We start from the raw sequence: 21899 nt of genomic DNA, 5'->3' as shown, positions 1-21899 counted from the left end.
AGGCCTACCGCACGACGGTGAGCCGCGAAACGGCCAGCACGTCCCCGGCCCGCAGCACGATCACGTACGTGCCGGCAGACAACCGGTCGGCGCGGAGGTCCAGCACGGTCTCGCCTGCGGGGAGGTAGCCCTGGACGAGCGTTGCGACGCGCCGGCCGCGGAGGTCCAGCACGTCCACTTGCGCCAGTCCAGGCTCGGCCAGCGCGAGGATCACGCGTGTGGTCCCGCGCGCGGGGTTGGGCGCGGGCGCCGAAAGGCCGAACGCGCGCGGTGGGGCCTCTGGCGTTCCCACAGCCAGCCCGGCTCCGGCCAGCGCCAGTTCGCTCGCTGTCAGCACGCCTTCGGCGACGATGGTCTCTCCCGCGACGGCGGTCGCGAGCGCCCGGAACGGGCCGCCGGAGAGCGGTCGCGCGTAGACCGCGAAAGCGCTCGGGTCGGCCAGCGTGAGGCGAGGGAGCGCGCTCAGACGAAGCGCCACGCGCGCGCTGTCGAACTCGAGGCCGCCTTCTGCGCGAAGCTCCCAGCGGTACGGCGCGATCTCGACACCCGTCGGGATTCCAGCGGGCGACTCGGGCCGTGCTTCCTCGAAAAACGCGCTCGCGCTGCCCGTCTCGCGAAGCCCACGCAATGTCACGTCCAGCCCCAACGGGCCGACAAACGCCACGCGCTCAGTGTCCACCCGGACCGCGCCAGAGGCCGCCGAACTGTCCCCACGCGCCACGCCGAACCCGTCGACAACTCCGATGCCCTCTCGTACGAGCAGCGCGAGGGCTCGCGCGAACTCCGGCGCGTCAGTGAGGGTGACGGCTTCGCGCACGAGCAGCTGGAGCGCCGTCGAAAACCGCGGCTGGTCGCGAACGCCTATAGCCTCGCGGAGCGAGAGCTGTAACGGCAAACGGGCCTCTGGCGAATCGCGGGTGCGCACGTCCTCGCGGAGGTAGAGCTGGGCCGCGAGGCGCGGCGCGGGCGAATCGCGCGTGCGCACGTCCTCGCGGAGGAACAGCTGCGCGGCCAGCCGGGCCCCTGGCGCGTCACCCACAGTGACAGCCTCGCGCACGACGAGTGCGACCGGCCGAGACGGTGGAGGCCCGGGTGGCGGCGGCGGGGCTGTGCGCTCCGTTGTGTGCACGTACGCCACGGCCTTCTCACTCGTCACCACGGTCCGGTCCGACAGCGCCGTCGACATTCCGAACTGCGCTCCGGCGGTGCCGCTTCCTTGCAGCGTGACGCGCGGCTCCCACTCACTTCCAAGACGCGCGAAGACGTGGACCTCGCCCCCCTGCCCACCTACGGACTCGCCGGGCGCCGCGACAACGGCCCGGTCCGCCTCCAGCGCAACCGCGAACCCCACGCTCGCGCCGGCTGTCAGCGCCGGCGTGAGCCTCTGGCGGAGCGTCCACGCCCCCGCCGCGCTGCGCTCGAACGCGTACGCCGCGCCCGAGGCCACAACGCCCTGCCCCGGCACGGTCACACCTTGCCCCCAGGCGCCGATGAGTGCGCGGTCCCCATCCAGCGCGACCGCGGTTCCAAACCGTGTGGGCGCACCAGAGGCCCGGGGGTCGGGCGATTGTAGCGTGGCGACGGCCGTCCAACCAGCACCCACCTTCTCGTACACATAGGCGCGTCCGTCCTCACTCGTAGATGCGGGCTCTGCCCCGATCAGGAGCCGCGCGCCGTCGAGCGAGAGCGCGCGCCCGAAGCCCGCCTCGCCCTCGCCCACCGGTCGCCGCAGCGTGGCTGAAAGCGCCCACGCGCCGCTGGCCTCTCGCGCGAATACGTAAACCGTCCCGCCCCTGTACGAGGCGCCGGGTCGCGCCCCTGGCGCTGCGACGGCAACCGTGCTTCCACTCAGCGCCACCGCCGCCCCAAACCCAGCGCCCGCTTCGGACGCCGGAGGCGAGAGCGTCGCCGCGCGCGTCCACTCGCCTCCGGCGCTTTGCTCGAACACGTACGCGGCCTCTGCCCCCGGGGCGCCGACTACAAGCCGGTCCGCCGCCAAGGCCACCGCCGATCCGAACGCGCCCTCTGACGTCCCCGGAGCCAGCCTCTGGCGAGAAACCCAGCGCCCGTCCTGCGCGCGGCCGTACAGCGTGACGGCGCCAGAGGCCTGGGCTTGAGGCGCGCCCACGGCGGCCACGTCTCCCTCTACCGCTATGGCGCGCCCGAAGTCCGCGCCCGAGGCCTCTGGCGAGCGCAGCACCGCCAGAGGGTCCTGGGCTCGCGCGCCGATCGCCGCGAGCAGAAGCGCGATGGAGAACAGGGCGCGGCGCACCCCTAGTCGAACGAAAGTTCGAACGTCACATCGACGGTTTGGCCGGCCTGGACGGCGAGCGGAGTCCCCAGCACGCGGCTCGTGAACGCATCGGCGGGGGCGGCATTGGAGGCGTCGCATGCCAGCACCTCGCCGTACTCGCACGGCGCGAACCAGGACTGCACCTCGGTGATGCTGTCATTGAACCCAGCGGATACCGAGCCGGTGTAGCGGATTCGCTGCGGCAGGCCGTTCCCCGCCGGGACGATCTGGAACACGAGTTCCTCTGTCACCGCCTCACCCTCGCCGATCGCGTCAGGCTCGCGGAGGATGCAGGCCGTCCGCGCTCCCCCCTCTCCGATGCACGGCCCCTGCGCGCTGAGCACGCGGATTCCCAGCGCGCCATGAACGCTCTCGCGAGCGAGGATGCCGAGGAGGTACCTCGCGCCAGCGGCCGTCAAGTCGTTGTGGAAGCTCCGCCCCTCTACAGGCGTCCCGTCAGCGGCGCGTACCTGCAGCGTCCATGCCCCCGAGACGTGGATGCCGGCCTCTGGCGCCTGGGCCAGGGCGCCAGAGGCGAGGAGCGTGCAAGCGGCGGCGAGGACGAGGCGTTTCATGGCAAGGCGGCGGTTCGGGCGGCTCAGAGTACGGACGCGCCCGTGAGGCGACATACCGTTTGGGTGTGCCCTCGTCGCTGGAGAGGCCGCTGGGCAAGCGGTGCCACCCTCAACGCGCGCAGCGAAGCTCGTGGCGCTTAATCGCGCACAAAAAGACCCCTAAAGAAAAATCGTCTAACGGCCTGCTCGTCGGCACAATCGCGTGGGTGGTCGAAGGGTCCTGAACGTTTTACGTCCGAGAGCGCGGGCCGAGCGCCTTGACGGCGCGGCGGGGCTTCGGAGCGGCCGTCCGCGAGATGGCCTCGGCGTCCACGTCCGCCTCTGGCGTCAGAGCCATCATGGACACCTCTGGCTGCTTCTCGGTCAGCTGCGGCCAGTATCGCTTGGGCACGTGGCGGAGGTGAAGCTTCAGGTTGCGCCGCTCGGGGATGTCCACGGCGCGGAAGTACGCGCGCCACATCGCCTGGTAAGCGCGCTCGTCCGCTGTCGGCGCGAGGTCCGGGAGCGAGGACGCCGGCACGATGCGCGTTGCGTCGGCCTCCGGCGCGAGGTCGGCCGCGGGCGTGTCGTGCACGAGGGCGAGGCGGCGGCGCTCGTCGAGGATGGTCCACCGGAGCGCGGGGTAGCGTAGCGCGAAATGTTCGGCGATGACCGGCAGCACGTGGTACTCGGGCCGGACCCGGGCGAGCCAGCGCTCGCCGCCAGAGGCGGCGGGACTGGGGCCGAGGGACTGGGGACCAGCAGAGACGGGGGCCTCTGGCGCCAGAGGCGTGCTCGGGGTCTTCTCTGCCACTGCCCACTCCCCACTGGCTCCTTCCTCATGCCTCTCGAAGCGCACGAACGCCTCCATGCGGTGCGCCTCGCGTCCCACGCGCTGCGCCCAGCGCGAGACTTGGCGCGAGGGCTCGAACGTCCAGTCGCCCACGGCCTCAGCGCCATCCACCGCTACGGCGTCGATCATCTGCAGGATGGCGACCTCGATGCCCGCCCGCTCGCTCAGAAACGCACGGAACAGCTTGCCCACCAGCCCTGGCTTGACGCGCTCCAGCCCGTGCTCCATCCGCGACGCCAGAGGCGCCTCGGTCTCGACCGCCTCTGGCGCGCCGAACAGGTGGCCCGGCGCGGCCTGCCCCGCCGTGACGACCTCGGCCGGGAGCGCGCCCGCGCGGTGCGCCCGGGCATACGCGCAGAGCAAGCCCGCGAACGAGCCGTCGGTCGCGTAGGTGGCGGTGCCGAGTTGGAGCGGGGCGCTCGGACGAGCCTCTGGCGCCGGCATTAGGCTGCTCGCGCCAGAGGCGCGGAGGCGAGCGGTGCGAGAGCGCCCGAGGGCGTGACGATCCGGCCTCTGGCGGGCGCGGCGGGCGGCGGCGTCACGACCGGCGGCGGCGCGCCGAACAGCGAGAGTTGGGGCGCGCCAGAGGCCTTGCCGCCCACGATGCGGCGGCGGATCTCGCCGGGGTCGGTCCCGATGAGGTGCGGCCGGTGCTCGGGCGTCGTGATAAAGTAGCGGGCGCGCTTGAGGACCACGCCCATCGCGCGGAGATGCTCCCAGCGGACGGTCCCGCGCCGACGGGCGGCGACGATGCGGCGCGCGCTTTTGAGGCCCAGCCCCGGCACGCGTTGCAGCCACTCCATCGGAGCCGTGTTCACGTCGATGGGGAACAGCTCAGGGAAGCGGAGGGCGTAGGCCGCCTTCGGGTCCAGTTTCATGTCCAGGTGCGGCTGCTCGGCGGGCAGCACCTCGTCCAGCGAAAAGTCGTACTGCCGGATCAGCCAGTCGGCCTGGTAGAGCCGGTGCTCGCGCGCCAGAGGCTGCCGGTAGGTCGCGGGGTCCGGCACGCGGCCGTCGGACGAGATGGGCACGTAGCCGGAGTAGTACACGCGGCGGAGCTTCTGCTCCTTGTACAGCCCGTCGGCGAGGCTGAGCACGGTCCGGTCGTCCTCTGGCGTGGCGCCGACGACGAGTTGGGTGCTCTGGCCGCCGGGCGAGAAGCGCGGCGCGCGCTTGGTCTTTTTGCGCTCGGCGCGGTACTCGTCGTGGCCCTCGCGAATCGTGTCCATCGGGCGGATCACGCTCGCGTAGTCCTTCTCGGGCGCGACGGCCTTGAGGCTCCTCTCGCTCGGGATCTCGATGTTGACGCTCAGCCGGTCCGCCAGCCGCCCGGCCTCCACCAGGAGATCCGTGCTCGCGCCCGGGATCACCTTGAGGTGGATGTAACCGTTGAACTGATGTTCGTGGCGAAGGCTGCGCGCCACCTCGACAAGCTTCTCCGTCGTCGTGTCGGCGTCGCGGAAGATGCCCGACGAGAGGAACAGCCCCTCGATGTAGTTCCGCTTGTAGAACTCCATCGTGAGGTCCACGACCTCCTTGACCGTGAACGCCGTCCGCACGACCTCCTCGTTGCTCCGCCGCGTGGTGCAGTACGCGCAGTCGTAGATGCAGACGTTGGAGAACAGCACCTTCAGGAGCGACACGCACCGACCGTCGGGAGTGTACGTGTGGCAGATGCCCATCGCGCGGGAGTTGCCGAGCCCCGTCTTGCTGTTCTCGCGCTCGCCGCCCGAGGACGCGCAGGACACGTCGTATTTCGCCGCGTCGGCGAGGATTTCGAGCTTCTCGATGACCTGTGTGCGCATAGCCTCTGGCGTCGCGGGTGGAAGAAGGCCAAGGTCCCCACCACATGTGCCAACCGTGTGTCGCACGAGAAGGGGGACTCCGCATTCACCCGCGCCTCTGGCGCCAGAGGCCGAGCCCTACCCCACCTCCGCCCCGATCACGCGCACCGACTCGTGCTCCACGAGCTCCGTGCGGACTGTGACCGCGAGGGCGGCGCCGGCGTAGTGCTGCCGCATCATGCCCACGAGGATGTGCGCCGCCTTCTGCCCCACTTCCTTGCCCGAGTGCAACAGGTGGGTCACCCGCGGGAACAGAAATTCCGGCGCCCGGCCGTCCGAGATCGCCACGAGCGAGACGTCGTCCGGGATCGCGCGGCCTCTGGCGAGAACGGCGTGGTAGGAGCGGACCAGGAGCTCGTCAGACATCGCGAACAGCCCGGTCGCGTCCGGGTGCGCATCCATCGCGCGCCCGACCAGGGCCTCGAATTCCGCCAGGTGCCGCACGTGGACGATGGCGCTCTCCGCCAGAGGCAGGTCCCGCTCGGCGAACGCCTGCCGGAAGCCCTCGGCGCGGACCACGGAGATCCTCTGGCGGTCGTCGGCGAACACGCCGAGCACGCGCTCGTGGCCGCGGTCCAGGAGGTAGCCCGTCGCGCGGCGGGCGGCGTCCCGCCCGTCCGTCGAGACCGTGGAGTAGCGGTCGGTATCGAGGATCTTGTCCAGGAGCACGACCGGGAGGTCCGCGTCGGCGAGCGCGTCGAGGTGCGAGAGTTCGGTCGTCTCCGAGGAGCGCGCGAGGAGCACGCCGTCCACCGAGAGGTTGAGGCAGAGCTGCGCCAGCTTCCGCTCTTGCACGATCGAGTCGTCACTTTCGAAGAGCAAAAGCGAGTAGTCGTTCTCGCGCAGCACGTGGTCCACGCCCGTCATCAGCGAGGGCACGAAAAACATGTTCACCTCCGGCACGATGAGCGCCACGAGGCGGGAGTGCTGGGAGCGGAGGTACCGCGCGCGGAGGTTCGGGATGTAGTTCAGCGCCTTCGCCGCCTCGCGCACGCGGGCCTTCGTCTCCGGCCCGATGTCCGGGTGGTCCGCTAGCGCGCGGGAGACCGTGGACGGAGCGACGCTCAACAACCGGGCGATGTCTTTGATGGTGACGCGCTTCATCGCCAGGGGGCTGAGGGGGCGGGAGAAACCGCGCCGGTTTGGGAGGGCCGGCGCCTCGGCGGACCCGGCGCATGACCACATCAGGCCACGGGGTGCGCGAAGGTCCAGAGAAACGACGGACAACTTATCCACCGCAAACGATTCCGCAAACGGTTGTGCAAGGTATTGCGGCGAAAGCGCTTGGCGCCAGAGGCCTCCCCACACGAGAATCGGAGTGTTGGAACCGCTTCCGAGACCTCTCCACACCGACTCCCCAGCCATGCTACGAGCCGCTACCCTGCTCCTCTTCACGCTCCTCGCGGGCTCTGCCGCTTCGCAGACCACCGTGCAGGGCACCGTCACCGACGAGAACGGCGACCCGCTGATCGGCGCGACCGTCATCATCGCCGGGTCCGCCTCTGGCGACGCGACCGACTTCGACGGCCGCTACACGTTTACCACCACGCAGACCGGCGAGGTCACGCTGGAGGCGACGTTCGTCGGCTACGGCTCCGAGCGCGAGATCGTGACGCTCTCCGGCGGCACGCTCACCCGCGACTTCCAGCTCTCACCCGACGCCCTCGGGCTCGGCGAGGTCTTCGTCACCGGCGTTGTGAACCCGGTCTCGAAGCTCAACAGCAGCGTCTCCATCTCGACGCTCTCGCCAGAGGCCACCGAGCTTGTCGTCCCGCGCAACACGGCGGAGATCTTCCGCGCGATCCCGGGCATCCGCTCCGAGGCGTCCGCAGGTGACGGCAACACGAACATCACCGTTCGCGGCGTGCCGATCTCGGCCGGCGGCTCCAAGTACCTCCAGCTCCAGGAGGACGGCCTGCCCATCTTCATGTACGGCGACATCGCCTTCGGCACGGCCGACGGGTTCCTCCGCGCAGACCAGAGCGTCGCGCGGATCGAGGCCATCCGCGGCGGCTCGGCGTCTACGCGCGCCTCGAACTCGCCTGCAGGCATCATCAACTTCATCTCGAAGAACGGCCAGGTCGCAGGCGGCAGCATCTCCACCACGGGCGGCCTGGACTACAACTTCCAGCGCGTCGACTTCGAGGCGGGCTCGCCCTTCGGCGACGGCCTGGCGTTCCACGTCGGCGGCTTTTTCCGCTCCGGTGAGGGCGAGCGCGACCTGGGCTACACGGCCCAGCAAGGCGGCCAGATCAAGGCCAACATGACCAAGTTCTTCGAGCGCGGCTACGCCCGCGTCTATGCGAAGTACCTCAACGACCGCACGCCGACGTACCTCCCGCAGCCCATCGCGGTGAGCGGCTCCAACGAGAACCCCGAGTTCTCCGACGCCGGCACGCTCGGCATCAACGACCAGGCCATCGGCAGCGCGCGCTTCCTGAGCAACTTCGGGCTCGGTGCCGACGGCCAGCGCCGCCGCGTCAACCTCTCGGACGGCCTGCACCCGGTCAGTTCGGCCGCTGGCGTCGAGTTCTCGTTTGACCTCGGCAACGGCTTCCAGCTAGAGAACCGTGGGCGCTTCGCGCTCAACTCCGGCCGCTTCGTCTCGCCGTTCACCGCCGCCGTCGGCGACCGCGACGCCATCCTCGGCGCGCTCGAAGACGCCTCCGGCCGTGACCTCTCCGACGCGACGCTCACCCGCGCCGACAACGGAAACGCCGTCAGCGGGGACCTCCTCCAGGGCATTGTCCTCTTCGACACCGAGTTGGAGAACTTCAACACCGTGTTCAACGACGCGAGCCTCTCGAAAAGCTTCGCGGACATGGACCTCGACCTCACGCTGACCGCAGGCCTCTTCACGGGCATCCAGCGGATCAACATGGCGTGGCTCTGGAACTCGTACATCTCTACCGTGGAGGGCGACAACGCCTCCCTCGTGGACGTGATGGACGACGACGGCACGATGCTCACCGACGACGGACTCGCAGCCTACGGCGCGCTGTTCTTCGGCAACTGCTGCGGCGTGCGCTTCGACGCCACCTACGACGTGAAGGCGCCCTACGCGGCCATCGCGTACTCCCCCATCCCGCAGCTCAGCCTGGACGGCAGCGTCCGCTACGACTTCGGGAGCGTGACCGGCGTCGGCTCCGGCGGGTTCGTCGGTGAGGTGGACGTCAACGAGGACGGCGAGATCTCGGAGCCCGAGAGCCGCGCCAACTTCATCGACCAGGCCAGCCGCAACCCCGTCGACTACGACTACGACTACTGGTCCTTCTCCGCTGGCGCGAACTACACCCTCACCGACGCCTCGGCGGTCTTCGCCCGCGTCAGCCAGGGCCACTCCGCCAAGGCCGACCGCGCCATCTTCCCGACCGGGAGCTACATCGGCGTGGACGCGCTCGGTATCGAGAACCCGTACGACCAGCTGCAGCAGGCCGAGCTCGGCTACAAGCAGCAGTTCCCCATCGGCGGCGTGTTCGTGACCGGCTTCTACGCCAAGACGACCGAGCAGGGCGGCTTTGAAGCCACCACGCAGGAGTTCATCGACAACGACTACGAGGCGTTCGGCGTGGAGGTAGAGGGCGTGGTCAACTACGGTCCGTTCAACTTCCGCGGCGCGACGACCTACACCGCGGCGGAGATCACTTCTGGCGGCAACGAGGGCAACACGCCTCGCCGCCAGCCGGACTTCCTGTTCAGCTTCGTGCCCTCCTACACGATGGACAACCGGGGCACGCTCGGCCTGAGCCTCTTGGGCCAGACCGAGAGCTATGCGCAGGACTCCAACGAGCTCGTCCTCCCGAGCTTCGTGATCCTCAACGCGTTCGCCGAGGCCAACATCACCCCGGCGCTCTCGCTCGGCCTCTCGGCCAACAACCTCCTCGACTCCATCGGCATCACCGAGAGTGAGGAAGGCGCCATCCCCGGCAACGGCTACATCCGCGCGCGCTCCATCTCGGGCCGCTCGATCTCGGCCTCGCTGCGGTACGGCTTCTAACGCCCTCGCCTCTGGCGGTCCACCACCCGCCAGAGGCGCTGGCCGCGCCCGGTCTCTCCTCCGAGCCAGGCGTCCCGCCGCCCCGCAGACTCGACTCCTGCGGGGCGGCGTCTTTGATAGGCCTCTGGCGCCAGAGGCCACGTGACTGCCTCCTCTCCCGCATGGGAGGGGGCTGGGGTGAGGGCAACCGGGCACGCTCGCGCGCTCGGCCTGGCCCCCTCCTCCCGGCCTCTCCCGTCTAGAGAAGGAAAGACGGCGGCCCGCCTCTGGCGCCAGAGGCTCTGATTCCGCGCAACGCGTTTCGAGTTTGCACCGGCCACTGGCCGAAGCCCACCGGCTCCGCTCGCCAGAGGCTCCCGACTCTCCCACTCCGTCCGCCCAATCCGTTATGGACTTCGCCCTCTCCACGCTGGACCTCGCCGTAATCGGCGTCTACGTCCTCGGCATCGTGCTCTTCGGCCTGTGGATCGGCCGCAAGCAGGAATCCACCGACGACTACTTCCTCGCGGGCCGCTCGCTGGGCTGGGGCGTGATCGGGCTGAGCCTGTTCGCGAGCAACATGAGCACCTCCAGCCTCGTCGGCATGGCCGGCGAGGCGTACGGCGGCATGGGCGTGGCCGTGTTCAACTACGAGTGGATGGCGGGCATCGTGCTCGTCATCTTCTGCGCGTTCTTCCTGCCGTTCTACATCAAGACGGGGATTTACACGCTCCCCGAGTTTCTGGAGCGCCGCTTCGACGGGCGCAGCCGGCTCTACTTCTCGGGCTGGACGGTTTTCCTGAACATCACCGTCGACACCGCCTCGGCGCTCTACGCGGGCTCGCTCGTGATTGCGCTGATCTACCCGGGCGTGGACATGCGACTCAGCATCGCGATCCTCGCGCTGGTCGCAGGGCTCTACACGATCGCGGGCGGCCTCAAAGCCGTCGTCTACACCGACGCCGTGCAGGCGATCCTGCTCCTGGCGGGCAGCGCGGCCGTGGCATGGATCGGCTGGACCACGATCCAGGCCGGCGGCGGATGGGAGGCAGTGACCGCAGTCACGCCAGAGGACAAGCTCTCGCTCATCCTGCCCGCGAACGACCCCGTGATGCCGTGGCCGGGTCTGCTGACGGGCGTGTTCATCCTGGGCTTCTATTTCTGGGCGACCAACCAGTTCATGGTGCAGCGGACGCTGGCGGCGCGCACGCTCAACCAGGGTCGCTGGGGTGCGCTCTTCGCGGGCCTGCTCAAGCTGCCGGTCATCTTCCTGATGGTGCTTCCGGGGACGTTCGCGCGGGTCCTCTACCCCGGCCTGGAGCGCGCCGACGCCGTGTTTCCGACGATGGTCTTCGACCTGCTCCCGGGCGGCATCCGCGCGCTCGTGCTGACGGCGATGGTCGCGGCCATCATGTCCAGCGTAGACAGCACGCTGAACTCCGCCTCGACGCTCGTGACGATGGACTTCGTCAAGCGCTTCCGCCCGGCGTTCACTTCTCGGCAGCTCGCCAATGTGGGCCGGATCGTGACGCTCGTGTTTATGGTCTTCGCGGCCGTCTGGGCGCCCATCATCCTCCAGTTCGACACGCTCTGGGGCTACCTCCAGAGCTTCCTGGCCTACGTCGTCCCGCCGTTCGTGGCGCTCTTCGTCGTGGGCGTGTTCTGGCGGCGGGCGACCTCTGGCGCGGCCTTCTGGAGCCTCATGGCAGGCCACGCGACCTCGGCACTGCTGTTCATCCTGGGGCCCGTTCTGGGCGCGATCGCGATCCCGTTCCTCTACATCCCGGGCATCCTGCTCCTCGCCAGCGGCCTCGTCCTCATCCTGATGAGCAAGGCGCAGCCCGCGCCGGACATGGCCAAGATCGCCGACGTGACGTGGACGCCGAGCCTCTGGCGCGAGGACTCGGAGGCGCTCCGCGCGCTTCCGTGGTGGCAGAACTACCGCGTCCAGGGCGCCGCGTTGGTCGCGCTCACGTTCGTCGTCGTCGCGCTGTTCTGGTAGGGGCCGACGGGCAGTAGGGAGTCGCGTGCTCCTCCCCGCGCCTCTGGCGCCAGAGGCCCGCACCCCCACCTGCCCGGCTGTTCATCCGCCATTGCCTCCTGGCCACACCCCACTGGCCCCATGACCGCCCTCGACCTTCTGCGCCGTTCGCTCACGCCCGCCGGGTACGTCGCCTCCCCGGAGGACACGACGAACTACCGGCGCGTGTGGGCGCGGGACGGCGTGATCTGCGGCCTCGCCGGGCTCGCCTCTGGCGACGCCGACCTCGCCAGAGGCCTCCGCGCAACACTGCAGACGCTCGCCGATCACCTCGGCCCCGAGGGACAGGTGCCGTCCAACGTAGCGGTCTCGTCCTCTGGCGAGACGGAGGCCGTGAGCTATGGCGGCCTCGCGGGGCGCGTGGACGCCGGGCCGTGGTTCGTGCTCGGCGTGGCGCTCTACTCACGGCTGACCGGCGACCGCGGCTTCGCGGTCCAGATGGCGCCCGCCGTGGGTGGCGTGCTGCGCCTCTTGCGCGCGTGGGAGTTCAACGCCCGAGGCCTCGTCTACGTCCCGCAGTCCGGCGACTGGGCCGACGAGTACGACCTCCACGGCTACCTCCTCTTCGACCAAGCGCTGCGGCTCCTCGCGCTCCAGCAGTGGGCGCCTCTGGCGGCGGACAACGGCGACGCCGAGCGCGAGGCCGACGACCTCCGCCGAACTATTGAGGCCACGTTCTGGCCACGCGAGGGCGGCGCGCCAGAGGCAGCGTATCACCCTGAGGCGTTCCGGCGGGCGCTCGGAGAAGGCGCCGAGCCGTTCCCGTTTGCGGGCCTCACGCCCGGCGGCTACGCCCGCCGGTTCGACGCACTGGGCTCCGCGGTCGCCCTTCTCGGGGGCCTCTGGCGAGAGCGCTCCGCGCCGCTCCTGGACCACGGGCTGGGTCTCGCCAGAGGCAGCAGCGGGCTGGTCCCCGCCTTCGACCCCGTGATCCGCGAGGGCGACGCCGAGTGGGACGTGCTCCGCGCCAACGTGCGCGACCGCTTCTCCAACCGCCCCGGCCACTACCACAACGGCGGCGCGTGGCCGATGGTGAACGGCTGGTGGGTGGCGGCGCTCGCGCAGTCCGGCCGCGAGGCCGACGCCAGAGGCCTCGCGGACGCGCTCGCCGCCGCGAACCGCATGGGCGGCTTCCCCGAGTACCTCGACCCCGAGGGCGCGCCTCACGGCACGACGCCTCTGGCGTGGAGCGCCGCGGGCGAAGTCCTCGCAGAGGCAGCGATCGACGGACGCCTCGCGGACTGGTGGTCCCCGCCAGAGGCCGCGCCAGCCCCGGCCGTGCCTCTGGCGGAGGGCGGCGCGCCAGAGGTCGTCGTCGCAGGCGAGATCCTGGTGGACCTCCTCTCGGCCGAGCCCGCCAGCGGCCTCGGCGAGGCGGCGATGTTCGAGCGCCACGCCGGCGGCAGCGCGGCCAACCTCGCGACCAACCTCGCGCGGCTGGGCGTGCCGACCGCGCTCGTGGCGAGCGTGGGCGACGACGGCTTCGGCCGCTTTCTGCGCCGCTCGGTTGAGGCCACTGGCGTGGACGCCCGGCTCCAAGAGATCACGGACTCCCCCACCTCCGTCGTAACCGTCACGCGGACCGACGCCACACCGGACTTCGCGCTCTTTCGCCACGCCGACCGCCGCATCGCGCCCGGCCAGCTTCCCGACTCGCTCCTGGCGAGCGCGCGTCTGTTCCACACGTCGGGCTTCGCGCTTTCCCGCGAGCCCGCGCGCACGACGCTGCTCGACGGCGCCGCCCGCGCCTCGGCCGCGGGCGCCACGCTCAGCATCGACCTCAACGTGGCGCCGCGCTCGCGCGACGAGCGGACCGAAATCGGCGCTACGGCGCGCGTGTTCCTCGCGCTCGGGCCTCTGGCGAAGGCCAGCCGCGACGACGCCGAGCGCCTGTTCGGCGAAACGCTCCCGGACGACGCCATCTGCGAGCGCCTCCTATCCTGGGGCGCCACGCTCGTGTGCCTCACGCGCGGCTCCGAAGGCGCCCTCGTCGCCTGGGACGGCGGTCGCGCCGACGTGTCTGCCGAGCCGCTAGAATCCGTCGCCGACGCGACGGGCGCGGGCGACGCCTTCTGGGCAGGCTTCCTCGCCGCGTGGCTCCGCGGCCTCGCGCCAGAGGCCTGCGCCCGCTCCGGCGGACGCCTCGCCGCGCTCAAGCTCGCGCGCGTCGGGCCACTCCCGGACCGCGTCGATCCTGAGACGGTGTTCGCAGCCGCGCGCCAGAGGCCTCTGGCGGGCTAGCGCCTCGCCCGGGAGCCCCCACGCAAAAGCGCTCCCCCCGGGTGGGAGGAGCGTCTGGATCGACAGGTTTCCTGACGGGTCTAGCGGGTTAACACCATCGTCCGCGTGACGGTCGAGCCGCTGTGCTGCAGGCGGTAGAAGTACATCCCGCTCGCGAGGCCCGTCGCGTCGAACGAGACGGCGTGGTCGCCAGAGGCCACCGAGCCGTCCACCAGGGTTGCGACTTTCTGCCCGAGGTGGTTGTAGACGTGCAGTTGCACGTCGCCCTGGGCCTTCAGCGAGAAGCGGATCGTCGTCCGAGCCGTGAACGGGTTCGGAGAGTTCTGCGCGAGCTCCACGTTCTGAGCCGCGGCCGTCTCTTCCGCGCTGACCGGGGGCGCCGAGCCAAAGGCGAGGTCGTCCCAGTAGTAGGTCGCCTCTGCCACCGGCGTCTCATCGGGGCACCGGAAGTTGAAGAAGATCGAGGCCTTCGTGTACTCCGAGTCGAGGTTGAGCGCGGCCGTGCCTGTCCGCTCGTTCGCGAAGTCAAACACGAGGACGTCCCATGCTCCCGCCACCGACGTTGTGGCCACCGTTTCCACGCTGATCTCCGGCGTCCCGGCCTTCTCGACCTTAACGAGGACGGGGATGCCGGCCTCTGGCGACCAGACACGTACGTTCATCGTCGTCGCGCCAGAGGCGAACGGGATCGGCGCGGTGAAGCCGGTCCGGTCGGCGACCGTCGTGCCGGCAAAGCATGCGGCCGTGGCCGTGCGGACGGACTGCACGACGGTGTTGCTCGCGTCCTCCGGGTCGGGGACGAGCGTGGAGGCGTTGCCGCCGAAGTCCTGCAGCTCGTAGTAGTCGGCGTCCCCGCTCTCGAACCGGATGGGGAGCGAGACCACCGGCATCGGCGGCGCGAGCACGTCGCCCTCCGCAATGGCGAGGAGTTGGTAGCCGTCGGTCGCCGGGGTAGCGGTCGTGAACTGACCGACGACGCCCGTAAACGTGAACGCGGCGCCGGGGATGTCCGTCCCCTCAAGCGCGGTGTCGTTCGCGTTCGGGATGCGGAGCGTGCCCGTGCCGGAGTCGTCGGTGGCGGTGTAGTTCGTGCCCGCGGAGAACGTGCCGGTCTCGGCAACCGTGAGGCCGGTCAGTTCCACGAGTTCGGCTTCGTACGCCTCGCCATTGCTCGCGAGCTCCGCGAGCGTGATGCTCTGAGCAGCGGGCACGTCGGTGACGCCGTCCACGGTGTAGCTCGCGAGGCCTCCCTCGTTGAGCTGGAAAAGGCCGCGGAACTCACTCGTGGTGCCCACGAGGGTGACGCGCGTTCCTGCCGCGATGGTGCCCGCCGCGATCTCGGCGAAAAACGCGCCGCTGGTCTGGCGGACCGTGATGGCACCCGTGGCGTCCTGCACGTAGGCGAACGCGCCCTCTGCGCGGGTCACCACCCCCGTAAGCGTGACCTCGGTTCCGGCGCCCGCAGCGCGGGCCTCGGCGATGGTGTCACCACCACTGGTGGCGTTGTTGCAGCCGCCCGGCACAGCCGTGCCGCCAAAGGAGACATCGTCCCAGTAGTAGGTCGTCGGCGTCGGCGCGTTTTCCTGGCCGAAGTTGAAGAAGACCGACGCCTTCGTGTACTCGTTCGCGAAGTTGATGTCGGCCGTATTCGGGACTTTGTCCGCCACGAAGTCATAGGTGATCGTCTCCCACGCCATCGCGGTCGTCGTCGGGCACTGGGCCTCCACGCTGATCCCGCTGTTGCCCGCGTTCTCGACCTTGAACCGAACGGGGATGCCGGCCTCTGGCGACCAGACACGTACGCTCATCGTCGTCGCGCCAGAGGCGAACGGGATCGGCGTGGTGAAGCCGTTCGCGTCGGCGACCGTCGTGCCGGCGAAGAAGGGGGCGTTGGCGCCACGGATGGATTCCACGACCGTGTTGGAGGCATCGGTGGGGTCGGCGATCAACTGGGATGCGTTCCCGCCGAAGTCCCGGAGTTCGTAGAACGCCCGGTCGCCGTCCTCAAACGTGACGGGAAGTGCGACGGTGGGGCCAGGCGGCGGCGGGCGGCACCCGCCCTCGACGGCCGTACCTCCAAAGGCGACGTCGTCCCAGTAGTAGGTCGTGGCCTCCGTCGCGTTCTCGAGCCCGAAGTCGAAGAAGATGGTCGCCTTGGAGTACTCACTGTTGAAGTTGAGATCAGCGGACCCTGGCACCTTGTCGGTGATAAAGTCATAGGTGATCGTCTCCCAGCCGCCCGCTGTTGTCGTCGGGCACTGGGCCTCCACGGTGATCGTCGGGTCGTTGAACTTCTCCAACTTGAAGCGGACCGGAACGCCGGCCTCTGGCGACCACACGCGCACGCTCATCGTCGTCGCGCCAGAGGCGAACGGGACGCGCTGGGTGAAGCCGTTGTCGTTCGCGACCGTTGTACCGGCGACGCCCCCGGCGCCCGCGGGCCGTACAGTCGTCACGACGCTGTTGGAGGCGTCCGTGGGGTCCGCGGTGATGTCGGAATCCGCCCCCTCGAAGTCGAACAGCTCGTAGAACGTGGCGTCACCGCTCTCGAACGTGATGGGGAGCGAGACCTGCGCCTGCGCTTGGACGCGAGGGGCGGCCAGCACGAGCACGGCGAGAGCCAGCGCCGTCGCGAGACGGACCCAGCGGGAGGGGTGTGGCTCTGGACGCGTCCAAGAGGTGCGCAGGGAGAGGAGTAGCGGATGCGTCATGCGGGATGGCCACGAAGGCAGAGGAGAGAACAGAGCCTCAAGGTAGGCGGCGTGAAAAGGTTTTCATAACACAGAAAAGCGTTTTTCTAGCCCGTGAGGCTATATCGGCCACCACGCCCCCTGTGGCCACATTTCTGCGCCTTTCGGTCCTACCGTTTGAGACATCCGGCGTGCAACGTCCCGCCATTCGCCGAGGCCTCTGGCGAGTCCGGCCCGCCAGAGGCATCTTCGGCCATGCTGTTCCAGACCGAGCGCCTCTCCGTCCGCCGCTTCACGCTGGGCGACGCGCCTTTCGTGCTCCGCCTCCTCAACGAGCCGCTGTGGCACCAACACATCGGCGACCGCGGCCTCCGCACGTTGGAGGACGCCCAGACGTACCTCACCACGCGTCTGCTCGCGCACTACGAGGCCCACGGCTTCGGCTCCTACTGCGTGGAGCTGCGCGACACGGGGGAACCCATGGGCCTGACGGGCCTGATCCAGCGCGAGGGGCTGGACGCGCCGGACCTCGGCTACGCCATCCTCGGAGCGCACCACGGACGCGGCTATGCCACCGAGGCGGCCCTCGCGACGCTCACGCACGCCCGCACCGACCTCGGCCTGGACCGCGTCGTCGCGTTTATCGACGCCGACAACGTGGCGTCCCGGCGCGTCCTGGAAAAAGTGGGCATGCGCCCGGCGGGGACATACACCGCAGAGGGCGAACACGAACCCTGCCTCCTCTACGAGATCTGACCCATGCCTAGACAGCTTCTGGCGAGACGCCTCGCCCTGCTCCTCTTCCTCTTCGCCTCTGGCGCGAGCGCGCAGCCTGCCACGCTCGACGTGGCGGTAGAGCGCGCTCGCGCGATCGCGGACTCGGCCGCCAGAGGCCTGCCGGGCATGGCCATCGCGGTGAGCGTGGACGGCGCGACGGTCTGGAGCGAGGGCTTCGGCCTGGCGGACCTGGAGCAGCGCGTGCCGGTGACGACGGAGACGCGGTTCCGCATCGCGAGCGTCTCCAAGCCGATGACGGCCGTGGCAGTGGCGCAACTGGTGGAGGCGGGGGCGCTGGACGTGGACGCGCCGGTGCAGACGTACGTCCCGGCCTTTCCCGAGAAGCGCTGGGCGGTCACGACGCGAGCCCTGGGCGGGCACCTCGCGGGCATCCGGCATTACCAGGGCGACGAGTACTTCCTGGCGCGCCCGTTCGGGAGCGTCGGGGAGGCGCTGACCGTGTTCTCCGCGGACACGCTGATGTACGCACCCGGGACGGCGTACGCGTACTCCAGCTATGGCTGGAACCTCATCAGCGCCGTCGTGGAGGGGGCCTCTGGCGAGCCGTTCCTGAACTACATGGAGCGCCGCGTCTTCGCCCCGCTGGGCATGGCGCACACCGCCGCCGACCAGCCGAGCGCCCTGATTCCCAACCGGGCGAGGCCGTACGAGCGCCAGGGCGAGGCCTTCGCCAACGCGCCCTATGTGGACAACAGCGTGAAGTGGGCGGGCGGCGGCTTTCTCTCCACGCCAGAGGACCTCTTGCGCCTGGGCGCCTACGTCACGGCGGACACGCTCGGCACGCGCTCGCGCGCGCTCCTCTTTACCGAGCAGACGACCGCCTCTGGCGAGGGCGTCAGCTACGGGTTCGGATGGGCGCTCGGCACGGACGCCAGAGGCCGTGACGTGGTCTCGCACAGCGGCGGCGCCGTTGGCGGGACCTCGCTGCTGTGGGTGGTTCCTGAGGCGGGCGTGGTGGTGGCCGCGGCGATGAACCTCACCGGCGCCGACCTCGCCTGGGTCCGCGAAATCGCGGCAGTCATCGCCGACGCCGCAGACGCCGACTGACGCCACAGGAGGCCTCTGGCGCCAGAGGCCACGGCGGCACGAGAGCTCTGGGCGGGAGCCGGGCGCCCGCGAGCGGGTTGACACCCGCCCTGCCTCTGGCGCCATGCCCACCCCTATCCCGCCCGGTCCCGGGCAAGAGTCCGTCTGGGACTACCCCCGCCCACCCGCGCTCGAACCCGTCGGCCAGCGCGTGCGCGTCGAGTTCGCGGGCCGTACGGTCGCCGAGAGCGACGGCGCGCTCCGCATCCTGGAAACGAGCCACCCGCCGACGATCTACATCCCGCCAGAGGACTGCGACCTCTCCCTTCTCGTGCCCACGGCGCGGACCTCGGGCTGCGAGTGGAAAGGCCTCGCGCGCTACTTCGACCTGGACGTAGACGGGCGGCGCTCGCCAGAGGCCGCGTGGGCGTACGCCAGCCCGCGCGAGCGGTACCTCGCCCTCAAGGATCACCTCGCGTTCTACCCCGGGCGCGTGGACGCGTGCTGGCTGGGCGGCGAGCGGGCGCTCCCGCAACCGGGGACGTTCTACGCCGGGTGGATCACGTCGAAGGTCGTGGGGCCGTTCAAGGGCGAGCCCGGGACGTGGGGCTGGTAGCGCCAGAGGCCTCTGGCGCCGCGCGTGTTAGGAAACGAGGCAGAAAGCGCTTCCGGGATTACAGAGTGAGCACCAACTCTCAACATGCCTTGCAAATGACAGCCCGCATGCTCTAGACTCCTTCATTCCTACTGCGCCCCGTCGCGCTCACCGTAGAACATGAAGCGTCTTGCCTGCCTCGCCTTTCTTTTCGCGCCCACTCTCGCCCTCGCGCAGGACGCGCTCCCGCCAGAGGCCGCTGCGGTTCAGGTCAACCTGGACTACGTGTGGATCGCCGTCTGCGCCGCGATGGTGTTCCTCATGCAGGCAGGCTTCGCCCTGCTGGAGACCGGGCTGACACGCGCCAAGAACGCGGCGAACATCATCATGAAGAACGTGATGGACGCGAGCGCGGGCGCCATCGTGTTCTTCGTGGTCGGCTTCGGGCTGATGTTCGGGCCGAGCGCGGGCGGCCTTATCGGCACGAGCGGGTTTGGGCTGACGGGTCTGGAGGGCGAGGCGTCGTGGACGTACCTCTTCTTTTTCTTCCAGGCCGTGTTCGCCGCCACAGCGGCGACGATCGTCTCCGGCGCGGTCGCGGAGCGCGTCAACTTCGCGGCGTACCTCGTGGTCTCGGTCGTGCTGTGCGCGTTCATCTACCCGATTTTCGGCGGCTGGGCGTGGGGCAGCCTGTTCGCGGGCGGCGGCTGGCTGGAAGGCCTCGGCTTCCACGACTTCGCGGGCTCGACGGTCGTCCACAGCGTTGGCGGCTGGGCGGCGCTGGCCGGCGCGATCGCGGTCGGCCCGCGCGCGGACAAGTACGACGAGACCGGCGCCCCGCGCGAGATCCCTGGCCACAGCCTGCCTCTGGCGGCGCTGGGCGTGTTCATCCTGTGGTTCGGCTGGTTCGGCTTCAACGCCGGGAGTACCGGCGCGGGCAGCACGGCCCTCGCGCTGATCGCCGTCAACACGTTCCTCTCCGCCGCCGCTGGCGCCCTCGCCGCGATGGCCTACACGTGGGTGCGTGGCGGGATGCCCGATGTGGGCCAGACGCTGAACGGCGTTCTCGCGGGCCTCGTCGGCATCACCGCCGGCTGCGACGTGGTCGCGCCCATCGGAGCGCTGGCGGTCGGCGGCCTCGCGGGCGTGCTCGTCGTTGTGGCCACAGGCCTGCTGGAGCGCCGCGGCGTGGACGACCCGGTCAGCGCCGTCGCCGTTCACGGCGTGTGCGGCGCGTGGGGCACGCTGGCCGTCGCACTGTTTGCCTCTAGCGGCCCGAGCCTCGCGCAGTTCGGCGTGCAGGCGGTGGGTGTAGGCGCCGCGTTCGCGTGGACGTTCCCGCTCGCTTTCGGTCTGTTCAAACTGCTCGACGCCACGATGGGCCTCCGCATCGACCGCGACGTGGAGCAGGGCGGGCTGGACCTGCACGAGCACGGGACCGTCGCCTACCCGGAGTTCGTGCCGTTCTCCGCAGCCACGAGCGCCTCTGGCGACTCGTTCTCGTTTACCACCACGAGCGGCGACGGCGCGATCGTGGAGCCGACGCTCGCGCTCACCTCCAGCACGGCGTTGGAGCGCCCGGCTCCCACGCCGATGCCGGCGCTCAACACGCCCTGGCTGGCGGCCCCGCCCACCTGGAACGCGTACGACGCCGCGCGCGGCGGACCGGGTTAGCGCACCAGCACCACCCGAGCCGTCCGCGACTCGCCCAGCGCCGCCACTACCAGGGGAGAATGCGCCGAAGCTAACGAGGCGGCCTCTGGCGCCAGAGGCTAAAGGAGCGCCCTGCCCGCTGACACCCGACGTGGCACGCCAGAGGCCTCATCCTGGGCCATGACCGCCCCGTTCCACGTCACCGTCGCCTGCGGCCCGCCCGAGGGCGTCCCGGACCTCGCCGCCGAAGTCGCTCTCGTCCGCGCGGGGCTCCTCTACGGCGACCGCGTCGCGCTCGTCAGCCCCGGCGCGAGCCTCTTGCGGCGGCTCCTGGCGGACGCCGCCCTGGCCTCCACGCCGCGCCAGAGGCTGGACCTGCTCGCGAGCCTCGCCGACGACCTCGGGCTGGGCGCGGCGCCCCTGGCGATGCGGGAGCGGCTGGGCGAGCCCGACGTGGCCGCGACGGTCCGGCACCTCTGGCGCGCGTTCCGAGGCCGGCTGGACCGTGCTGCACAATCCAGCGGGCTGGACGAGTTGGCCGTCGCCGAGCGCGCCGGGGCGCTGGAGATCGTGGACCTGGCCGGCGCCGAACTCCCCGCCGACCTCGCCGCCTGCACCTCGGACCACTACGCCGCGCGCGTGACCGACGCCGTGGCCTCTGGCGTGACGTACCCGCTGCTGGACGGCGCGACGGGCGAGGCCCTCCGCCAGAGGCTGGACCTCTCGCCGGGGCGGGCGCACCAGGCCCGGCACATCGCGCTCGCCGCGCAGTTGGTGGAGCGGCTCCCCCTTTTCGACCTCGCGACCGTTGCCGAGACGCTCGACGTCCGCGCCGACCTCCACGCGCCTCTGGCGCGCTTCCGCGGCGCCGTCCTGGAGTTCTCCGAGGCCATCGCCAGAGGCGCCCCCCGCCGCGATCCGTGGGACGCCGACTTCGCGCGAGACGCCGAGCAGGTCTACCGCCGCGACGTGGCCCCCGCCGTCGAGGACATCCGCGACGCGATCCAGAGCACGGGCTACCTCCGCGCCCTCGTCTCGCGCTACGCCGACCGCCCAGCGCTGCTGGCGCCTCTGGCGGCGCCGGCGCTCGCGCTGGCCGTGGCCGGGCCGGACGCGCTGACCCACGCCGTGGGGCTCGCCATCGGCGGGCTCTCCGTCGCGGCCAACGCCGCCCAGGCGCGCTACGATGCTGGCGACCGCGCCCGCGAGGCCGAGGCGCACCGGCTGTTCTTCTACGTCGCCGCCGGCGACCGCTTCGCGCGGGGCTAGCGCGGGAGCAAGCCAGCCTCCCACCCCAGGCCTCTTGCGAGATGGGGAATTGCCCTACAGGCGCCA

The 21899-nt window shown here is 70.4% G+C and carries 14 protein-coding genes; 8 read left to right on the top strand and 6 right to left on the bottom strand.

The genetic code is table 11. The features are described 5' to 3' along the window. Positions 1 to 4 precede the first annotated feature (4 nt). From BSZ36_RS01600 to BSZ36_RS01585, 5 genes are all read right to left on the bottom strand, one after another. Entirely contained in the window at positions 5 to 2272 is a 2268-nt protein-coding gene (locus BSZ36_RS01600; RefSeq protein WP_179270963.1) for a hypothetical protein, read from the bottom strand. A 2-nt stretch (positions 2273 to 2274) separates the two neighbouring features. Continuing rightward, positions 2275 to 2868, bottom strand: a complete 594-nt coding sequence (locus tag BSZ36_RS18780; protein ID WP_143536718.1) for a hypothetical protein — start codon at positions 2866 to 2868, stop codon at positions 2275 to 2277. A gap of 229 nt (positions 2869 to 3097) precedes the next feature. After that, a complete protein-coding gene (locus BSZ36_RS01595) occupies positions 3098 to 4144 on the bottom strand; it encodes a TIGR03915 family putative DNA repair protein (protein ID WP_094545415.1) in 1047 nt (348 codons plus the stop codon). Then, entirely contained in the window at positions 4144 to 5505 is a 1362-nt protein-coding gene (locus BSZ36_RS01590) for a putative DNA modification/repair radical SAM protein (RefSeq protein WP_094545414.1), read from the bottom strand. Before BSZ36_RS01590 ends, BSZ36_RS01595 begins: the two co-directional genes overlap by 1 nt. 117 nt (positions 5506 to 5622) lie before the next feature. Continuing rightward, on the bottom strand, positions 5623 to 6648 hold the full coding sequence (locus tag BSZ36_RS01585) for a LacI family DNA-binding transcriptional regulator (RefSeq protein ID WP_179270962.1): 1026 nt from the start codon (positions 6646 to 6648) through the stop codon (positions 5623 to 5625). Positions 6649 to 6907: 259 nt separating this feature from the next. Here BSZ36_RS01585 and BSZ36_RS01580 point away from each other — a divergent pair, with 259 nt between their 5' ends. The 3 genes from BSZ36_RS01580 to BSZ36_RS19640 all read left to right on the top strand — a co-directional run bounded on the left by BSZ36_RS01580 (position 6908) and on the right by BSZ36_RS19640 (position 13802). Then, positions 6908 to 9541 carry a TonB-dependent receptor gene (locus tag BSZ36_RS01580; protein ID WP_094545412.1) on the top strand — a complete coding sequence of 878 codons (2634 nt, stop codon included), beginning with the start codon at positions 6908 to 6910 and terminating at the stop codon, positions 9539 to 9541. 388 nt (positions 9542 to 9929) lie between these two features. Next, on the top strand, positions 9930 to 11522 hold the full coding sequence (locus tag BSZ36_RS01575) for a sodium:solute symporter (RefSeq protein ID WP_094545411.1): 1593 nt from the start codon (positions 9930 to 9932) through the stop codon (positions 11520 to 11522). 120 nt (positions 11523 to 11642) lie between these two features. Next, a complete protein-coding gene (locus BSZ36_RS19640) occupies positions 11643 to 13802 on the top strand; it encodes a PfkB family carbohydrate kinase (protein WP_218827518.1) in 2160 nt (719 codons plus the stop codon). 80 nt (positions 13803 to 13882) lie between these two features. Here BSZ36_RS19640 and BSZ36_RS01565 read toward each other — a convergent pair whose 3' ends face one another. Next, the gene (locus BSZ36_RS01565) at positions 13883 to 16513 is read right to left on the bottom strand and encodes a T9SS type A sorting domain-containing protein (protein WP_094545410.1); all 2631 of its coding nucleotides are present in this window, start codon (positions 16511 to 16513) and stop codon (positions 13883 to 13885) included. A 156-nt stretch (positions 16514 to 16669) separates the two neighbouring features. Between BSZ36_RS01565 and BSZ36_RS01560 the strand changes: the two genes are divergently transcribed. The 5 genes from BSZ36_RS01560 to BSZ36_RS01540 all read left to right on the top strand — a co-directional run bounded on the left by BSZ36_RS01560 (position 16670) and on the right by BSZ36_RS01540 (position 21833). Then, entirely contained in the window at positions 16670 to 17248 is a 579-nt protein-coding gene (locus BSZ36_RS01560; protein WP_143536717.1) for a GNAT family N-acetyltransferase, read from the top strand. A gap of 3 nt (positions 17249 to 17251) precedes the next feature. Further along, positions 17252 to 18337, top strand: a complete 1086-nt coding sequence (locus BSZ36_RS01555; RefSeq protein WP_094545408.1) for a serine hydrolase domain-containing protein — start codon at positions 17252 to 17254, stop codon at positions 18335 to 18337. A gap of 103 nt (positions 18338 to 18440) precedes the next feature. Next, positions 18441 to 18932: a DUF427 domain-containing protein gene (locus BSZ36_RS01550; RefSeq protein ID WP_094545407.1), complete on the top strand. Its 492-nt coding sequence runs from the start codon at positions 18441 to 18443 to the stop codon at positions 18930 to 18932. A gap of 159 nt (positions 18933 to 19091) precedes the next feature. Beyond that, on the top strand, positions 19092 to 20585 hold the full coding sequence (locus BSZ36_RS01545) for an ammonium transporter (protein WP_094545406.1): 1494 nt from the start codon (positions 19092 to 19094) through the stop codon (positions 20583 to 20585). A gap of 159 nt (positions 20586 to 20744) precedes the next feature. Then, positions 20745 to 21833 carry a hypothetical protein gene (locus BSZ36_RS01540; RefSeq protein ID WP_094545405.1) on the top strand — a complete coding sequence of 363 codons (1089 nt, stop codon included), beginning with the start codon at positions 20745 to 20747 and terminating at the stop codon, positions 21831 to 21833. Positions 21834 to 21899 lie beyond the last annotated feature (66 nt).

This window comes from Rubricoccus marinus, from assembly GCF_002257665.1.
In the GTDB taxonomy this organism is placed as follows: Bacteria; Bacteroidota; Rhodothermia; order Rhodothermales; family Rubricoccaceae; genus Rubricoccus; species Rubricoccus marinus.
Note: the sequence above shows the minus strand (reverse complement) of the source record. Positions and strands in the feature narration are given on the sequence as shown.

What these genes read in the sequence shown, in the direction of transcription:
- BSZ36_RS19640 (WP_218827518.1), top strand. Translation starts at nt 11,643, where the DNA reads ATGACCGCCCTCGACCTTCTGCGCCGTTCGCTCACGCCCGCCGGGTAC.
- BSZ36_RS01595 (WP_094545415.1), bottom strand. Translation starts at nt 4,144, where the DNA reads ATGCCGGCGCCAGAGGCTCGTCCGAGCGCCCCGCTCCAACTCGGCACC.
- BSZ36_RS01540 (WP_094545405.1), top strand. Translation starts at nt 20,745, where the DNA reads ATGACCGCCCCGTTCCACGTCACCGTCGCCTGCGGCCCGCCCGAGGGC.
- BSZ36_RS01590 (WP_094545414.1), bottom strand. Translation starts at nt 5,505, where the DNA reads ATGCGCACACAGGTCATCGAGAAGCTCGAAATCCTCGCCGACGCGGCG.
- BSZ36_RS01545 (WP_094545406.1), top strand. Translation starts at nt 19,092, where the DNA reads ATGAAGCGTCTTGCCTGCCTCGCCTTTCTTTTCGCGCCCACTCTCGCC.
- BSZ36_RS01565 (WP_094545410.1), bottom strand. Translation starts at nt 16,513, where the DNA reads ATGACGCATCCGCTACTCCTCTCCCTGCGCACCTCTTGGACGCGTCCA.
- BSZ36_RS01575 (WP_094545411.1), top strand. Translation starts at nt 9,930, where the DNA reads ATGGACTTCGCCCTCTCCACGCTGGACCTCGCCGTAATCGGCGTCTAC.
- BSZ36_RS01580 (WP_094545412.1), top strand. Translation starts at nt 6,908, where the DNA reads ATGCTACGAGCCGCTACCCTGCTCCTCTTCACGCTCCTCGCGGGCTCT.
- BSZ36_RS01585 (WP_179270962.1), bottom strand. Translation starts at nt 6,648, where the DNA reads ATGAAGCGCGTCACCATCAAAGACATCGCCCGGTTGTTGAGCGTCGCT.
- BSZ36_RS01550 (WP_094545407.1), top strand. Translation starts at nt 18,441, where the DNA reads ATGCCCACCCCTATCCCGCCCGGTCCCGGGCAAGAGTCCGTCTGGGAC.
- BSZ36_RS18780 (WP_143536718.1), bottom strand. Translation starts at nt 2,868, where the DNA reads ATGAAACGCCTCGTCCTCGCCGCCGCTTGCACGCTCCTCGCCTCTGGC.
- BSZ36_RS01555 (WP_094545408.1), top strand. Translation starts at nt 17,252, where the DNA reads ATGCCTAGACAGCTTCTGGCGAGACGCCTCGCCCTGCTCCTCTTCCTC.